Source organism: Bradyrhizobium sp. 187, from assembly GCF_023101005.1.
GTDB lineage: Bacteria > Pseudomonadota > Alphaproteobacteria > Rhizobiales > Xanthobacteraceae > Bradyrhizobium > Bradyrhizobium canariense_D.
The window spans coordinates 4,254,962-4,270,640 of record NZ_CP064693.1 but is presented as its reverse complement, the minus strand read 5'-3'; the positions used below and the strand labels follow the sequence as shown (position 1 = coordinate 4,270,640).

Sequence of the window (15,679 nt, the reverse complement as noted above, 5' to 3'; positions counted from 1 at the left end):
GCGGTTCACGAATGAGTTATGTCTGCCTATCGGGGTAGACCGGAATTCGTCGGCGCAGCGCTAGAATGTCGCGAATGGGCCGTAGCTGCTCTCTGTTTCTACCCCTGACGTCGGCTTGCGGGGTGCGAACGGACCAACGTGGCCGCGGCGCCCGCATGTGACCCGTTGCAGACTTCGAGTCGCCGAGCCTACGTCCCTTTTGAATCGCGACCTTAGTGTGACCAAAGTCACGAAGTCGAAGCTTGCCTTTCGGTAGTCTCCGCATACCCTGCGCAGAGATTATTCGGGGCAACGATGCGCGCGTTTCGGTGGTTTTTATTGTTCTTTTTCATGTGGCTCGTCTGTAGTTCTGCACAGGCCGGGCATCGCGTTGCCCTGGTCATTGGCAACTCCGCCTACAAGAGCGTGCCCCGGCTTGCCAATCCTGCCAACGACGCGACGCTGGTCGGCGGTATGTTCAAGAAGGCCGGGTTCGACAGTGTCGATGTCAGGCTTGACCTCAACGTGGGCGAGATGCGCAAGGCGCTCCGCGAGTTCGGCGGCAGGGCACGCGACGCCGAGGTGGCCGTGATCTATTACGCCGGTCATGGCATTGAACTGGACGGCACCAACTACCTGATCCCGACGGACGCGACGCTAGAGACCGACAGCGACGTCCTCGACGAAACGCTTCCGCTTGACCGTGCGATGTTTGCCGTCGAGCCCGCGAAACAGCTACGCCTTATCATTCTGGATGCTTGCCGCGACAATCCATTTGCCAAGACCATGAAGCGCACCATCGCCTCGCGCGCGATAGGTCGCGGCCTTGCCAAGATTGAGCCGACAAGCCCGAACACCATGATTGCGTTCGCGGCGAAGGCCGGCTCGACAGCCTCGGACGGCGATGCAAAAAATAGTCCGTTCGCCGCAGCTCTCGTCGAGCGGCTGCCGACACCCGGTCTCGATTTGCGTAAGGCGTTCGGTTTCGTTCGCGACGATGTCCTGAAGAATACCGGTAACAAGCAGGAGCCCTATGTCTACGGTTCGCTTGGTGGCGATGATGTGTCGCTCGTCCCTGCCAAGCCGGTCGTTGCCGGGCCGCAGGCAAACCCGCAAGATGCGATCCGCCGGGACTACGAGCTGGCGCTCCAGCTAGGCTCGCGCGAGGTCTGGACAGCTTTCGTGGCACAATATCCCGATGGCTTTTACGCCAGCCTCGCCAAGGGGCAGTTAAGCAGGATTGGGGCCGAAGAGGCGCGCGCCGCCGCTGCGGACAAAGCCAAACAGGCCGAGGATGAAAGGGCCCGTCTTGCGGCCGAACGCGCCAACAAGGCCGAGCAGGACAAGGCGGCCGCGGCAGCCAAGGCAGCCGAGACTGCCAAGCTCGCGGCAGAGAAGGCCAGGCAGACCGAGGAAGCGAAAGCAGCCGCTGCGGAGCAGCGGCGCAAGGAGGCTGAAGCCGCTGTCGCCAAGGTCTTGGCTGACAAGCTGGTGGCCGAGAAGGCGCTCGCCAACAGGATCGCCACCGACAAGGCGCTCGCCGAGCTGGCCGCCAAACAAGCAGCCGAGAAGAAGGCAGCGATTGATAGCGAAACGAAGGTTGCGGCAGTCGCTCCGACCGCAGCACAGCCCAGCCTAACTCCGAATGAGACGGCAAAGCTGCTGCAATCGGAGCTGCGTCGGGTTGGATGTCTCGCAACGGCCGCCGACGGAGACTGGAACGCACCGTCGCAGCGCTCGCTGACTTTGTTCAATAAGTACGCCGGCACGAAGTTCGACACCAAGCTCGCCAGCTTCGACGCGCTCGACGCGATCAAGACCAGGCCGGGCCGGGTTTGCCCGCTGATCTGTGAGCGCGGTTTCAGGGTTGATGGCGATGCTTGCGTCAAGATCACCTGCCGTGCAGGCTATCGCGTCAATGACGACAACGAATGCGAGAAGATTCCGGAGAAGAAGCCAATTGCGACGAGGGATGAAACAAAAAACCGGGACGAGCAGCGCAAGCAAGTCGAATCCGCTCCGGCGAAGCCGCAGGCCACCACGGGGCAGATGTTCTGCAATGGAGCCGGGTGCAGGCCGGTGCGGTCCGGCTGTAAGCTGGTGCCGGGTGGTTCTGGTCTAGCATCTGGTGATGGTAGGCCGAGGGCGATGATGGAGGTTTGTGGTTAAAGGTCGTCGGCCGTCCGGCGTGCGGCCGCCAGTGAGAACGATGACCGCTTCTGGCCTCTTTCCGACTCTACCCGATGTTCAAGTTGAGTCCGGTATGCGCATTAGAGCGGAAGCCGTTCGACCACTCTCGATCGACTTGGTCTTTTCAAGCTAAACTTTCTCGAACTGCCTCCCCACGACCCTGAATCTCAAAAAATCGCGCACTAGTCGGATGGCAATACGGCACCCTTGCAAACGTCGAGGAGGGGGGTGGGTGGGGGTGGGGACCCCCATCGGCCCGCGCCGGTCACATGCCGTCGACAACGCGCTGCACCACGCTGGTGCCGACGCCAAGGGTGCGGCCGATCTTGAGGACGCCCATGCCTTTGCCTCGCAGGCTGCGAATGCGCTTCTCGACTGCGACTGGCGTACGCGGGCGCCCAAGGCGAGTACCCTTCTCACGAGCCCGCGCAAGCCCTGCGTTGACCCTCTCGCGGATGATGCCGCGCTCGAATTCGGCAAAGACGCCGAGCATTTGAAACATTGCGCGGCCGGCTGTGGTCGAGGTGTCGAGTCCTTGCTGGTGCAGGAAGAGATCGACTCCTTTGTCGCGGAGTGCCTGGAGAATGGCGAGGAGATCCGTCAGCGATCTTCCCAAACGGTCGACGGACCAGGCGGCGACCATACCGAACTCTTTTGCGTTAACCGCTTTCATCATCGCGTCGAGGCCGGGGCGCTTGTCGCGACCCTTTGCGCCGCTGATGCCGGCGTCTTCATAAACCTTCACGACTTCCCAGCCGGAGCGCGCCGCGACTGCCTGGAGCTCGCGGCGCTGGTTCGCTGTCGTTTGGCTGTCGGTGCTCACTCGCAGATAGATCGCAACTTTCTTCATGGCTAGCTCCTGACGCTGGTCTGGTCACCGTACAGGATACGCGAGAGGCATACGAAAAACAAATGGTTTGCGTATGGCGCGAGCGCGCGAAAATTGTTGAGCGATCGCAACACTTGGCGGCGCTAATGCAAGCCAGGGTTTTCCGTATAGTCTTCTTCGCGCCTTTTGTGCGCCGGCTCGACGCGCGTGCGTAACTGGTCCGCGACGCTCGTCCGCGTCGGCGACGTAGCGCGCACCGTGCGCGATGCGCAGATGGAGTTTGTCGTGTTGTGAAAATAATTTGCCAGTCGAATTTACCACTAAGCGACTGAATTCTAGCGCCTTCTCTCTGTCGAGAAATACAGTGAACTGAGAGAACATCAATAAAATCAAGGACTTGCTGTTGACGCATCCAGATTCCGAGCGCATCTTCGCGTCACGGGTCGAAAACCCAGTGTCCTAATTCAATCAAGTGTCCCGGCGACGCGCGTGCATGTCCAAGCGAAAGCCAAAGACGCGCGTAGGCCATCTAGACCGGCCGTTTTCGCGCCGGGACGCAGTCCGCTCGAAACGCGGAGATAGGTCTAACCCAATGTCAGCGATCGTTCTGCAATTCCCGCTCGCGCACACGGAAGAGTCCAACGTCCTCGACGGCAGTGTAGACGTTTCACCCGTCGATCGTCGTGGCTTCGTTATCCTGGACGCATGCGTTTCCCCTGTCCTTGGGATTCAGCTCATGACCTTGCTTGGAAACTATGAGCGGAAGTCAACACTGCCCTGTCCAAATGCGAGCATTCTGCGTCACGACCGGGATGCGTTCGCTTTCGAATGCACACAGGTCGAGCCCAACGGCAATTACCTTATCGACGCCTGCATTCCTTTGGCCGTGGCGATCGATTTCGAGAAAATGAGAGCCGCCAAAAATGGCGGCCTTTCACAACCGGAGTAAAAAATATGGCGCGTCTCTTCTCATTCGATTTCACGCAGAGTGGGGAAAACTTGATCCTGAACGCTTGCGTTCCATTCTCCGTCGGAGTCGACGTTTTTAGAATGATATCAGAGGCGGCCAGTCGAGAAAAACTGCCCGTTCATTCCAAAAAAGTGCAGGCGCCTCAGAATTCGAGCCTGACGGTTCGAAGCCTGGATTCAACGACGCCTAAATCCGGAAAGGCAAAAGGCAAACGCACGGGGCCGGATAATCCGGCAAAACATCATCACGGTGAAGAGTCTGACTAGCGTGCTGCAAGAGGCTTCTGGCGACGCCGCGCGAAAAGTGCGCAGCAATTACGAACGATAACCCGCTCCGCTCACAAGCGTGGCAGAATTTATCAGGATGAGAACTCGTCACCGCTTTCCGCCATTCGGCGTTCGTACGTTTCTTGCTCGAGACAGATTTCGCGACGTCAAAGCGCGCTGTGCAACGTTCCGAAACGACTAGACTTTCATCTCGCCGCGCCACGCGGCGCCGGCGATCGATATTCCGATGATGCACAACCAGAAAACCATCCGGAATGCCCACCATACAAATTTTCCGGCAAGGATTGCCGCCGGCAAAACAATGAAAAAAGAAACCAATATCCACACGATGGCTTCCGTCATGGCGGCTAACCTCGTTGAGTAAATCGCGAGTTTGTACCCGACCCGCGTCGGTGGCAACTGAATGTTTTTCTGACCCAACGCAATGATCGATCTGCACGCGCTTGGCGCGCAGCGACCAGACTACTGTGATGCCGGCAGCGCCGCTTTCACGCGCTCACCCAACTCTGTCAGCCGAAAGAGGTGCAAAGGCTCCGGCTCGGCGCCGGCCTTAATTTGCCACGGGTCTAGGATCCCCTGGTATGCCGGATTGCGAGCCTTCTCGACCCATCCCCGGCGCAGCAAAACTTGGTGCACCTTCCCGCGGCCGCTTTTGTGGATCCCGGCCATGCGCGCAATATCGCCCATGCCTAACCATTCGCCGGGCCGCATTACTCGCAGCATGCGATCGGCGATCGATTGACCGGGAAGGGCTCGGCACAGGTTGCGCGCTCGAACGGCAGCCAGGATGCGTTCGGCAGCTGCTTCCTGCCGGACAGCCCGCTTTCGGCGCTTCGCCTCGACTGACGCCCCGATGTCGCAAAGCGGCCGCTTGTCGCCTTTCTTCGTAAATCGCCACGTTTGGTCGGCTTCATCGAGCAGGCGCCAAATATGTGCGAGCCATTCTTCCGGGTCCGCCGGGAACTGGAGATTGAAAGCAGGCATGCCTACCCCTTGTCGTGATGCGATCCATCCAACGATTTAATCCGCAGCAGACGGCTTGGTAACCGCCACAAAAACGCGGTTGGATAGACGGAATAGCTCGCGAAATTATAACACAAGACGATTCGTTGACCGCTTCATCCTAATCCAGCATGCCCGAGATGTCGCACCAATGGCGCTGTGCCAAGTCCGCCGGCGGCTCGGCTGGTCCGTCCAGCGTCCCGGACAACGCCCGCTGCATCGCCGCCACCGGCGTTTCCCCTCGTCGCACATCTACCGGCCGGATTTCTAAAAGCGTGATTTGGGAAGGCGACTCGAGTTTGCGAACCGCAGCTCGCCGTGATGCGGCTGGTGCCGGCATCTTCCGGCCAGTGGTGTTCTTTTTGACGGTCTTGCGCGCGACCGGCTTGGCGATCGACACCGGGCCTGTGTGGATCTTGCGACACCGCGGACAACGGCGGACCAATTGACGGGTGCTGATCTGGCGCATTGACGCCGTGACATCGAAAGGCTGCGAGCATTCCGGGCATGAGGTTTGAAGCTCGAGGACTCGCACCTCCCGGTCATTGCCCATGGTGTGATAAAAATGGCCGGTCTGAATGTAGACTTGGCCGCGCACGGTGAATTTGGCACCGGCGGCGGTATCGGTTCGTCGCATGTTTTGGTCTCGGGTTCGTGGATCGATTGATGGGCGCCGGCGGCGAGTCGGCTTTCCTTTTCTGGAATCGGCCAGTGTTGACGTAATTGGCATTGCTCAGGACGGGCACCGGTTGTCACCGTTGTCACTTGAGGGAATTTGCAGGAAAGACGGCCAGTGGGTCTCTGGCTTCTATTATTAGAAGAAGGGCTTTTATGGTTCTCACGCGCGCAAGTGACAGACGGTGACAATGGTGACAAACCGTTACGCCGCGACTGTCTGGAAACGCGGTGACAGGCGGTGACACCGGTGACAATCATGCAGCTGCACCCAGCTTGATGCGTTCCTGCACCCCATCCCGCCGGCTCCGTTCCGTTGCCGCGATTTCTGCGAACCTGCCGTCATGTACCGCCGGATTAACGGTCCAACGGTCCTCGGCGCCATGTCGATCGATGTGGGCCGGCTTGACCCAATCGTGCATTTCCAGGACGCGCATCGTCGCCATGATCAGGCTCCGCTTCTCCGGCGACTTCAGGGCGGGATAGGCGCGATAAATGTCCCGGCTCGAGATGGCAGGCAGCCCGCGCGCCAGCACAAAGCCGGCGATCCAAAGGGCGTGCTCGTCCATCGTGGATGCACCCAGATCCTTCAGGTAGAATGTCAACGCGTGCGAATAGACGAACTTGGTCAGATACCGTCGCGCCCGCACCGCGGTGTCGCGGCTGATGCTGGCCGGCGGCGTGCCTACCCTTTCGTCCAAGGATGTATCGGGGTTGATGTCGGCGCCGCTATCCCGGCGATGAAGGACAATTGGCGTAAATCGCTGCAGCAGCCCGTCATCCGACATGCTGGTTTTAAGCGCCTTGATCTTGTCGGGCTGGATACCACCCAAGACCGAGATGGCGCAGTTTTCGACGCATATCCGCTCTGACAGTTTCCGGTTGACGATGAAGTCGCCGCCTTCCTTCGCCTGCAGCCAGAAGGCGCGGTCCTTTCCGCCCTTGGCGCGATATGCGTCCATGCCAGCCAGCCAACCCGCAAGCTCGTCAGCATGATACAGCAGCCCTTCCGGGTTCTCGCACAACGCCACCGCCAGGGCTTCTGTCGTCGCGTCGTTGTAAATCTTCTGTCTGAATCTAGGCTTCTCCGGTTCGGCTTCGCCCTCGAACACCTGGTCAGTGCTTTCCGGCTTGCCCTTGCCTGCCTTTTCAGCCGTTGCGCGGCGCGTCTCGTCAAGCTTCCGCTTGTGCTCGTCAGCCGTGAACGTTTTCCGCCACTTTTGTTGAAGCGTTTTTACGGGGTCCATCGCGGCATTGATGGTCGCCGACTTGTTCGAGCCAGACGGGGCTATGATGGCCGTCCAGAGGATGGGCTTCACGGTCCACTTGGTATCGCGTTGACGCATCTGCAGACGGTTCCCGGCAGGCACAAGCGATCCGAGCGCGGTTACCAATGCCGCGGCAGGCGCGCCAGCGTCTACGCCTAGCCGGCGAGCACTGTCGTGCGCAAACTGCTCCACCACTTCCGGGAGAACGCCGGCCGGCAAGTCACCGGGCTTCAGATGGTCAACGAAGATCGCATTGGGCTCATTTTCCCACGCTCTTACATCGCCGCTTCTCGCGGTCGGTATTGTGGCGTCCACTGCGGCCGCCTCACTCTCGTCGATCTCGGCTGCAAGGGGCGCTTTGGATTCGTCGATCTCAACCGCATCGAAACCTGGTGCCAACGGGTGATCGCACCCGATGGGTCTTTGACGGTTACGGCCGGCAGATTCGACGACTACAGCCAAGCGCTCCAAGTCACCGAGCCCGTTGCAGTGGGTTTCATTCCAACCCAGTGCTTTTTCGTAGACAGTTTCCGGCGAGCAAGCAAAGTCGTAACCTCGCGCGCACACAATAAAGGTCGTGTCGTCGATCTTGCCGAGTTCGGCGTATGGCGCTCGATCGCGTATCCACTTTGTGAACAGTTCGATCGCGATGTCATCTTCCTCAACGATGCGTTTGCCGGCTGCACTCGCTTTCGGCTTTGCGTTTTTGCACTGCTCGACAATCCAGGTGGGAGCGAATGCGATCGGCGCATCGTTGGCGCGCGTGTACGAGCGGCCTCCAATCGTGCTGCCTGGCATCAGGACGTATCCGCCATCGGTCTTGACATCGATGCCCGGGCCTAGCGTATGTGTGCCGTTTTTGAGTGGCTCACCTGCACGCATTACATAAAATAGATGTTGGCCACCGCCCTGCGTGTTGTTCGTCATTGTCTCGGGGAAGTCTTCAACGAGCCGGAAGAACTCAAACGTCTCGCAACCGCCGTTCTGTTTGTCGACGTCGAGCACCAAGAGTTGGTTAGTAACTCCGCCGATGTTGGCGTCTGGCCACTGGCCCCACCATTTCCGAATCTGCTCTGAGTCTTGCGTGGCCAGGTCCTTCCACTTGGTCAGCGGTTCTTTCGCTGCCCTTATTGCCTTCTTGCGTTCATCGGGGTTGGCGTCAGGGCCAGGGTCGACGTACCAGCGGCAGGGGTGGACCGGCACATGGTGCGAGGCCTCAAGAGCCCATTCCAGCTTTGTTTTCATCGGTGCAGCTGTCGGCGCCGCCGCTGGTCTCTTCAGAGGTACAACGTTGGTCATTGTTTTGCTTTCCGGCAGCTCGACGCCGCACATTTGCATCAGCCACGGGGGCGCCGGGGATAGCGATCTCTCATTGTGGAAGCGATAAGGGGCGAGACCGTTGATGGTGGATCCTGGCCCGATCAGCACATCATCGACAGACGACAATATGCTCATGTGCTCCGACAGAAAGTTAGACTGGCCTTGCACCAATGCGCCAGCCGGCAGCTCGAACATGACGTAGCTGCCGACGAGCTCTCCCACGAGCACGAGGCTACCGGTTCGACCACCATGCTGCTGGAATAGTGTGCCGAGCGTGTCGCGGAACACCTCGTCAGTGCATCGAGGATCAATCCGAATTGCGAGCAAATTATCGGTTGCGATGCCGATATTGGCGTCTGGCCAGAGGGCCCACCATTCTCGTATCTGACTTTCGTCAGCGGTGGCCGCAGTGTCGGCCTCGGGAAAAGCAGGTTCTTCGGCGTTAGCGGCCAACGGATAGACGCGGAGGCCGCGGCGGGCGGCGTCGAGCGCGTGCTCTACATTCGTCGTACCGGTCATTGGTCACACCGCGACGGGTGAGCGGATCGGCTTAAGCCGATGCAAATGGCGTCGTGGGCCCTATAGAGCAAAGGCGCGTCTGCACGGGTAAACGGCACAACATTGTGTTGCGCGCGGTCTTCATGTATATTGGTCACTTGCAAAACCTTATAAGCCCGGTTCGGAGCTCGTCACTCCGGCCGGGCTTTCGCTTTGAAGCGATGCAGCTCGGCGACCCGGTCTGTGGTCAGATGCTCGAATCTCGTCGAGGGTTGGCGCGGTTGCGAACCACCACGGCCAGAAGGCCGCTACTGCAGGGAGGCATTAACGACATCGTCGCATTACGCGTCGCTCTCCTCAGTCTCCGTGTAATGCGGCGAGGCGACACGAAACGGTACATGCGGCCTGTGTCGGGAGATATAATCGCCGACATCGTACGGCGCATCGGTAAGCATCCTGATCACAAAGCGACTGTCCTCGACGTCCTTCCCGTCGAACTGCCTCAGCAGCGATTCGATTTCCTCTGCCGAGTGTTCTTTACGACAATCGACGACTCCCACACAGACGAGCGTGGTGTGTTGGACGCAGAACCGCAGTGTGTCGGCTGGATAATCGGAAAGCTTGATCGGCTCGGGCTGCGGCCCCGACAAGTTGCCGGCGACGCGGGCGTCAATGAAAACCCGGATTCGATTTGCGGCCAGGATGGCCTTCTTTTCTGCTCCCGTCAGCTCCCGCACGTGAGGCTGGAACGTTATCGTCGCGATGCCCTCGTCAATTGACAGGGCAATGGCGGGCAACGGTGCATGAGGCACCTGCGGCAGCGTGTTGATGTCAGCCGGCTGCATGCGTGCTGCCTCGGTCGATACAGGGGGTCGGTCGGGGCTTCAACCGTGGGCGCGGTCGATACACCGCGTAATCGTCGACGAGGGACTGACGATCGGTCATCGAATACGCCGGCTTCGAGTTCGGGGGGCGGCTTGCCCAAGCTTCCGATCGGCCCGGTGCCTGGTGGGTTGGTGAGGGCGCCGCCACGCTCGGTCGAGCCGTAGATCTCGCAGATCCTCACGCCATAGCGGCGCTCATACTACTTCCAGAGGTCGGGTGGCATGCCGGCGCTGATGATGAGGCGAACCGGATTATCGGCATCATCGGGAGCTTCTGGTATGCTGTAAATCTCGGGAATCATGCCCCCGAGAATGTTGAACATCGTGCAACCAAATCTCCGGCAAATCGGCCAGAGATGCCGCTTGCTGAATTTGCGGCTGACAACGACCGGCAGGCCTGCCGTCAAGCCGATGCGAAGCGTTCCCTGTGCGTTGATGTGCGTCAAGGAAAGGCCGGTGTAGAGAATATCGTCGACGTTGAGCTCAATCCCGTGCATGCCGCGCGCCCGGCTCATATAGGCGCCGTGGGATATCACGACGGCTTTGGGGTTGCCCGTTGTGCCCGAGGTGAACATCAGCATCATGGGGTCGATCGATGAAACGCTGACGCGGTCACAGGACCCGCCTTCCTTCAAGACGTCCCCGTACGCCAGGTTCACCCGCGCGATCGAGGGAGGCCAAGCGCTTCGCCCTGTAAGGATCACGGCCCAGGAAAGATCATTGCGGCCGAGATCGGCGATGGCGGCTGCACATTCGGGTGAGCAGATCACGCCGCGGCACCCGGCATGTGACAGCATGAAGCTCAGCTTCTCACCGATCGTTCTGGGATCGATCGGCACGAAGACCGCTCCCAGCATTGCCGCCGCCAGCATCGCTTCGACGAATTCCGGATGATTCGCCATCATCAGGGCGAAAGTATCGCCCCGCCGAAGGCCAAGCGCTGCGAGACGCTTCGCGAGCGCAGCGCCGTTTCGCTCCAGCTCCGCGTAGGAGCGCTCCTCGGTCCGGTAAGCACCGTCAGCCGTCACGTCCACGAATGTCAGGGCATTCCTGGCAGGAATTCTCGCAGCATGGACGGTAACAACGTCAGCGACGGTCTCGAGCGGAGGAGCGATGTCCACGGGCCTCATCCCCCGAAGCCATAGTAGTCGCGAACTACCGGCTCGCGGAGCTTGCCTGGTTCGAAAATCTCGATGACGACCCCATCGGGTCCGCCAAGCATGAAATAGCCGCCACCTCCGCCGAGACGGCGGATGGGATTGGGAATATGAAGGCCCGCGGCGGTCATGCGTTCGTAGAGCTCGTCGATGCCGACGACCTGCATGCCCAGGTGATGGACCGCGTTCTTGCCCTCGCCGCGCGGAAGCTGATCGTAGAGATGCAGGGCACCAATGCCGACCTTGATGAAAACGTTACGCGCGCCCGCGACATCTCCATCCCACATCACCTCCGCGTCGAACCATTTCCTATAAAACTCTATGGTCGCATCGACGTTGGATGCAAACAGATGCACGTGCTGGAGGTGATAGCGCTGCTTGGTGCCATAGGGGTACTGCCATTCGCTTTCGGGCGTCGTCATGATTGTCCTCGGATGTTGGAGTCGGGTGTCGGGTGTCGCTCAGTGCTTCAGGCGCGGGCAGGTGCTTTCGGCCAGCGGAATGGTCAGGTCTTGAGCCGGGATCGTGCGCAGGATCTTGTAGAGGTCCCACTCTCCCTTGGAGTCCTTTGGAGCCTTGACTTCTGCCAGATACATGTCGCGAACGACGCGGCCGTCCTCGCGGATCGTGGCGCCGTGGGTGAAGGCGCTCTCGATCGGCGTTGCCCGCATCTTGGCGATCACGTTGTTTGCGTCGTCCGAGCCGGTCGCCTCCACCGCCTGCAGATAGTGACGGACGGCCTCGTAGACGCCAATCTGCATGAACGTCGGCCGCTGCCCCTTGCGACGTGCGGCGAACTTGTCTGACCAGGCTCGGGTCTCATCATTGAGATCCCAGTAGAATGGAGTCGTGAGGAAGGTTCCTTGCGTCGCCTGCAGGCCAAGCGAGTGGACATCGGTGAGCAGCAGGAGCATCGCTGCCATCTTCTGTCCGCCGGCGGTCAGGCCGAATTCTTCGGCCTGCTTGATGGTTGCGACCGTATCCCCGGCGGCGTTCGCCAGACCGACGATGTTTGCCTTGGAGGCCTGCGCTTGCAGAAGGAAGGAAGCGAAGTCGGTCGTGCCCTGTGGATGAGCCGAGGCTCCCAAAACCTTGCCGCCATTGGCTTCGACTACCGCGCTTGCATCCTTCTGCAACTGGTGACCGAAGGCGTAGTCGGCGGTGACGAAGTACCAGCTCTTGCCGCCGCCTTCGACTACAGCCTTCGCGGTGCCGCGCGCCAGTGCGTAGGTGTCGAATGTCCAGGCGATGCTGGTAGGGGAGCAAAACTTGTTCGTGAGCGCCGTGGTTCCTGGCGACGAGAACAGGACGATGCGGTCGCGGGTGCGCGCGATTTCCTGAACCGCCAGCGCAACCGCCGAGTTCGGGATGTCGACGATGGTATCGACGCCATCCTGCTCGAACCATTTACGGGCGATGCTGGCACCGACGTCGGGCTTCAGCTGGTGGTCAGCGAAGACGATCTGGATCGGCTTTCCAGCGGCCCGATTGCCGAACTCTTCCGCCGCCAATTGAGCAGCGACGACCGAGCCTTCGCCGGTGGCATTCGAAACGATGCCGGACATGTCGGTCAACACGCCGATCTTGACGATGTCGCCGGAGAACTGCGCGCGAGCAGGCGCGCTTCCGCAGATCGTGGCTCCGGCGAGGAGCATCCCGAATACCAGCCTCATCAGTGTTTCCCCATCATCGCGACGTGATGAAAGGGTCTGTGTCAGAGCCGGTTCAGACTAGCAAACGAGGTTTTTTCGGTGCGCCTTGAGTGAAACTCAACACCCGATAACGCAACAAGCGATCAGACCGCCTTGCGCGTCGCCTTTGTGGCTGCTGGCTTGTTCTTCCCCTGCTGTTTGCAGGCGCCGCACAGCCAGTTTGCGAACGCAATGACGCCCGGGTCGTCCGCCATCCGTTGTTCGTATTCGAGCACAAAGTGGCGCCGCGTCGGACGGACGATGGAATGCGCTCTGACCAGGTTGAGTTGCGCAAGGTCTGCAGCGAGGAGACTCTCGATTGCGATGGCGACGCCAAGCCCGGCAGCCGCAGCTTCGATGGCCAAACCCAGATTTTCAAAGCTGCTCCCGCCCTGGACGGGCACGGTGGTGAGCTGCGCATGGTCCAGCCAACGTCGCCAATCGTCGGGCCGCGGCCTGTTGTGCAGAAGCGGAACGGAAGTGAAGTCCAGCGCGCCATCCTTCAACAGATCGGGCGAGCAAACCGGTACAGTGGCAATCGGCAGCAAGGTCCGGGTCACCAGGCCGGTTCTGTGTTGTCCGTCCGAGACGGCGATCACGGCGTCGTAGCGGCTGGCAAGGAGGTCGACAGGATTGGCGCTGGTGTGCAGATCGAACTCCAATTCCGGATGTGTCGACTTGAGGCTGGGCCACATCGGCAGGAGAAAGCGGGACAGGAAAAATCCGTAGACGCCGACAGACAAGCGCCTGAACCGTCTGAGATGCAGGCCTTCTGCGGCATCCGCAATCCGGTCCAGGGCCTCGCGCGCGGAATCCGCGAAGGCTTTGCCTGGCGCGGTCAAGACTAGCCCACGCGACCCACGCAGGAAAAGCGCCGTGCCCATGCGCGCTTCAAGGGCGCGAACGTGTCTGCTGATGGCTCCGACCGTGACATTCAACTCGTCAGCCGCTCGCGTGATCGACAGATGTCGTGCTGCGGCTTCGAACGCCCGGACAGCATGTAAGGGAGGAAGACGTCGTGATGCCATGATAACCGCCCGCGGGGTGATCGCGCCTTGAGTTTGGCTCAAGCCGCCCTCACAAGAAGTCGTTTGCGCGCGACCGTGTCAAGTCATACCCCCAAAGCTGGCCAGGCTCGCCCAGCCCAAGACATATCCATCCGGGGAGGAAGCTCATGACCATTCACGTCGGTTTGGCGAGCCGCGAAGCATCGGCCCAGCGTTCGGCCGCCCTGGCGCCCACATGCCGTGGGCTGAACTACTATTCCATCGACCGGAGCGTTCAGGACCTGCTTCCGCTCTACATGGACGCGCCATTGCTGGCGCATCTCAAGCCGCATCTCAATGAGCTCGGAGAACTGGCCGGCGGCAAGCTGTACGATCTGTCCGATCAGGCCGAGCGTCACCAGCCCGTCCTGCATCCTCGCGATGGCTATGGCCGCGATGAGGAGTGGGTCGAATACCATCCGGCCTACCGGGAAATGGAGCGGATTGCGTTCGGACAATTCGGAATGCATGCGATGTGCAACCGCGGCGGCGTTCTCGGCTGGCCCTCGGCGATGCCGCCAATCGCGAAATACGTGTTTCACTACCTGTTCGCACAGGCCGAGTTCGGCCTGCTGTGCCCGGTGAATCTGACCGACAGCTCTTCGGAACTGGTCCGTCGCTTCGGCACGGACGAACTGCGCGAGCGATATCTTCCGCGGATGTGGAGTCAGGATCCGGCGGCTCTTTTCAAATGTGCGCAGTTCATGACGGAGAAGGCCGGCGGCTCCGATGTGGGTGCGGCGGAACTGACCGCGGTTCGCGTTGGTGAACATTGGAAGCTCCACGGCGAGAAATGGTTCTGCTCCAACGTGGATGCGGAGCTTGCCGTGCTGCTTGCCCGGCCTGAGGGGGCAACGGCGGGCGGCCGCGGCCTCGGTCTCTTCCTGTTGCCCAAGACGCTGCCCGACGGCAGCCGCAATTCCTACCGGATCGTGCGGTTGAAAGACAAGCTCGGCAGCCGCACGATGGCGAGCGGCGAGATCGTGTTCGAGGGCGCGGTCGCTTACCAGCTGGGCGAACTCGATCAGGGCCTGAAGCACATGCTCGTGATGGTGAATTCGAGCCGCGTGTCGCATCTCGCCCGTGCCGCCGGCATGATGCGCCGTTGTCTCAACGAGGCGCTGCAGGCCTCCCGTCACCGCAATGCCTTTGGCCGCCCGGTGATCGATCATCCGCTCATGCGCCGTCAGCTCCTCAAGCTCATGGTGCCGACCGAGCAGGCGCTCTCGGCGCTGCTCTATTCCGCAACGGCATCGGAGAGGGTGCTGCGGCTTCTTACGCCGATCGTCAAATACCGGGCCTGCCGCGATAATGTCACCGTCGCGACCGGTGCAATGGAAACGAGAGGCGGGAACGGTTACATTGAGGATTGGCCGAATGCCCGGCTCATTCGAGATGCTCATCTCGGTCTGTTATGGGAAGGCACCAGCAACATCAACGCCCTCGACGCCGTGCAGCGCGCCGTCGGAAAGCTGGGCGCCCATAAGGCATTGCAGGAGGATATTGGCGCGTGCCTGGAGAATGCGCCCGGTCTGCCCGGACAGTACCGTACCCGGCTTTCTAGTGCAGTGACCGATGCCGTGCGATTCGCGCAGGATGTCGCAACCAATCCGGAGAACGAACGCTTCAGCAGAATCGCTTCCGCCAAGCTTTACCATGCGATTACTGCGGCTTTGCTCGCGTCGGAAGGCGCTCGTTTGGGGAAAAATGGTGGCGACGCCCGGCGCCTTCTGCTGTCGCGGTTCGTCCTTGAGCATCGTGCCGCAGAGCGTTCTCCGATGAACTTGGATGCTCAGCGGTGGGAAGATGCCGCGATCGACCTGCTCCTTGCCGACGTACCGATCTCTTTCGCGCAAGCCATCTCTCTGGTGCAGGGTTAACAA

The 15,679-nt window shown here is 60.5% G+C and carries 14 protein-coding genes; 4 read left to right on the top strand and 10 right to left on the bottom strand.

Annotated features, from left to right (window positions below):
• The first annotated feature begins 294 nt into the window (after positions 1 to 294).
• Positions 295 to 2,148, top strand: a complete 1,854-nt coding sequence (locus IVB19_RS20465) for a caspase family protein (RefSeq protein WP_247819851.1) — start codon at positions 295 to 297, stop codon at positions 2,146 to 2,148.
• Positions 2,149 to 2,434: 286 nt separating this feature from the next.
• On the opposite strand, the gene IVB19_RS20460 is transcribed toward IVB19_RS20465, so the two are convergent.
• Entirely contained in the window at positions 2,435 to 3,019 is a 585-nt protein-coding gene (locus IVB19_RS20460; RefSeq protein WP_247487669.1) for a recombinase family protein, read from the bottom strand.
• Positions 3,020 to 3,590: 571 nt separating this feature from the next.
• On the opposite strand from IVB19_RS20460, the gene IVB19_RS20455 reads away from it, so the two are divergent.
• Together IVB19_RS20455 and IVB19_RS20450 are read left to right on the top strand one after the other, a co-directional pair.
• Positions 3,591 to 3,947: a hypothetical protein gene (locus IVB19_RS20455; protein ID WP_247819850.1), complete on the top strand. Its 357-nt coding sequence runs from the start codon at positions 3,591 to 3,593 to the stop codon at positions 3,945 to 3,947.
• 5 nt (positions 3,948 to 3,952) lie between these two features.
• On the top strand, positions 3,953 to 4,234 hold the full coding sequence (locus IVB19_RS20450) for a hypothetical protein (RefSeq protein ID WP_247487666.1): 282 nt from the start codon (positions 3,953 to 3,955) through the stop codon (positions 4,232 to 4,234).
• Positions 4,235 to 4,432: 198 nt separating this feature from the next.
• Here IVB19_RS20450 and IVB19_RS20445 read toward each other — a convergent pair whose 3' ends face one another.
• The 9 genes from IVB19_RS20445 to IVB19_RS20405 all read right to left on the bottom strand — a co-directional run bounded on the left by IVB19_RS20445 (position 4,433) and on the right by IVB19_RS20405 (position 13,820).
• Positions 4,433 to 4,597: a hypothetical protein gene (locus IVB19_RS20445; protein ID WP_247487664.1), complete on the bottom strand. Its 165-nt coding sequence runs from the start codon at positions 4,595 to 4,597 to the stop codon at positions 4,433 to 4,435.
• Between the two features lie 120 nt (positions 4,598 to 4,717).
• Positions 4,718 to 5,239 carry a hypothetical protein gene (locus tag IVB19_RS20440; protein WP_247487662.1) on the bottom strand — a complete coding sequence of 174 codons (522 nt, stop codon included), beginning with the start codon at positions 5,237 to 5,239 and terminating at the stop codon, positions 4,718 to 4,720.
• 139 nt (positions 5,240 to 5,378) lie between these two features.
• On the bottom strand, positions 5,379 to 5,894 hold the full coding sequence (locus tag IVB19_RS20435) for a hypothetical protein (protein ID WP_247487660.1): 516 nt from the start codon (positions 5,892 to 5,894) through the stop codon (positions 5,379 to 5,381).
• A gap of 295 nt (positions 5,895 to 6,189) precedes the next feature.
• Positions 6,190 to 9,039, bottom strand: a complete 2,850-nt coding sequence (locus IVB19_RS20430) for a bifunctional DNA primase/polymerase (protein ID WP_247819849.1) — start codon at positions 9,037 to 9,039, stop codon at positions 6,190 to 6,192.
• 320 nt (positions 9,040 to 9,359) lie between these two features.
• Entirely contained in the window at positions 9,360 to 9,863 is a 504-nt protein-coding gene (locus IVB19_RS20425; RefSeq protein ID WP_247819848.1) for a hypothetical protein, read from the bottom strand.
• Between the two features lie 239 nt (positions 9,864 to 10,102).
• Positions 10,103 to 11,032, bottom strand: coding sequence for an AMP-binding protein (locus IVB19_RS20420; protein WP_247819847.1), 930 nt, complete (start codon positions 11,030 to 11,032; stop codon positions 10,103 to 10,105).
• Positions 11,029 to 11,481, bottom strand: coding sequence for a VOC family protein (locus tag IVB19_RS20415; protein ID WP_247487653.1), 453 nt, complete (start codon positions 11,479 to 11,481; stop codon positions 11,029 to 11,031). Before IVB19_RS20415 ends, IVB19_RS20420 begins: the two co-directional genes overlap by 4 nt.
• 39 nt (positions 11,482 to 11,520) lie before the next feature.
• Entirely contained in the window at positions 11,521 to 12,732 is a 1,212-nt protein-coding gene (locus IVB19_RS20410; RefSeq protein WP_247819846.1) for an ABC transporter substrate-binding protein, read from the bottom strand.
• A gap of 122 nt (positions 12,733 to 12,854) precedes the next feature.
• A complete protein-coding gene (locus IVB19_RS20405; protein ID WP_247487649.1) occupies positions 12,855 to 13,820 on the bottom strand; it encodes a LysR substrate-binding domain-containing protein in 966 nt (321 codons plus the stop codon).
• Positions 13,821 to 13,924: 104 nt separating this feature from the next.
• Between IVB19_RS20405 and IVB19_RS20400 the strand changes: the two genes are divergently transcribed.
• Entirely contained in the window at positions 13,925 to 15,676 is a 1,752-nt protein-coding gene (locus IVB19_RS20400) for an acyl-CoA dehydrogenase family protein (RefSeq protein WP_247487647.1), read from the top strand.
• Positions 15,677 to 15,679 lie beyond the last annotated feature (3 nt).

Coding starts and splice junctions, on each gene's coding strand:
- IVB19_RS20465 (WP_247819851.1), top strand. CDS start 295: ATGCGCGCGTTTCGGTGGTTTTTATTGTTCTTTTTCATGTGGCTCGTC.
- IVB19_RS20460 (WP_247487669.1), bottom strand. CDS start 3,019: ATGAAGAAAGTTGCGATCTATCTGCGAGTGAGCACCGACAGCCAAACG.
- IVB19_RS20455 (WP_247819850.1), top strand. CDS start 3,591: ATGTCAGCGATCGTTCTGCAATTCCCGCTCGCGCACACGGAAGAGTCC.
- IVB19_RS20450 (WP_247487666.1), top strand. CDS start 3,953: ATGGCGCGTCTCTTCTCATTCGATTTCACGCAGAGTGGGGAAAACTTG.
- IVB19_RS20445 (WP_247487664.1), bottom strand. CDS start 4,597: ATGACGGAAGCCATCGTGTGGATATTGGTTTCTTTTTTCATTGTTTTG.
- IVB19_RS20440 (WP_247487662.1), bottom strand. CDS start 5,239: ATGCCTGCTTTCAATCTCCAGTTCCCGGCGGACCCGGAAGAATGGCTC.
- IVB19_RS20435 (WP_247487660.1), bottom strand. CDS start 5,894: ATGCGACGAACCGATACCGCCGCCGGTGCCAAATTCACCGTGCGCGGC.
- IVB19_RS20430 (WP_247819849.1), bottom strand. CDS start 9,039: ATGACCGGTACGACGAATGTAGAGCACGCGCTCGACGCCGCCCGCCGC.
- IVB19_RS20425 (WP_247819848.1), bottom strand. CDS start 9,863: ATGCAGCCGGCTGACATCAACACGCTGCCGCAGGTGCCTCATGCACCG.
- IVB19_RS20420 (WP_247819847.1), bottom strand. CDS start 11,032: ATGAGGCCCGTGGACATCGCTCCTCCGCTCGAGACCGTCGCTGACGTT.
- IVB19_RS20415 (WP_247487653.1), bottom strand. CDS start 11,481: ATGACGACGCCCGAAAGCGAATGGCAGTACCCCTATGGCACCAAGCAG.
- IVB19_RS20410 (WP_247819846.1), bottom strand. CDS start 12,732: ATGAGGCTGGTATTCGGGATGCTCCTCGCCGGAGCCACGATCTGCGGA.
- IVB19_RS20400 (WP_247487647.1), top strand. CDS start 13,925: ATGACCATTCACGTCGGTTTGGCGAGCCGCGAAGCATCGGCCCAGCGT.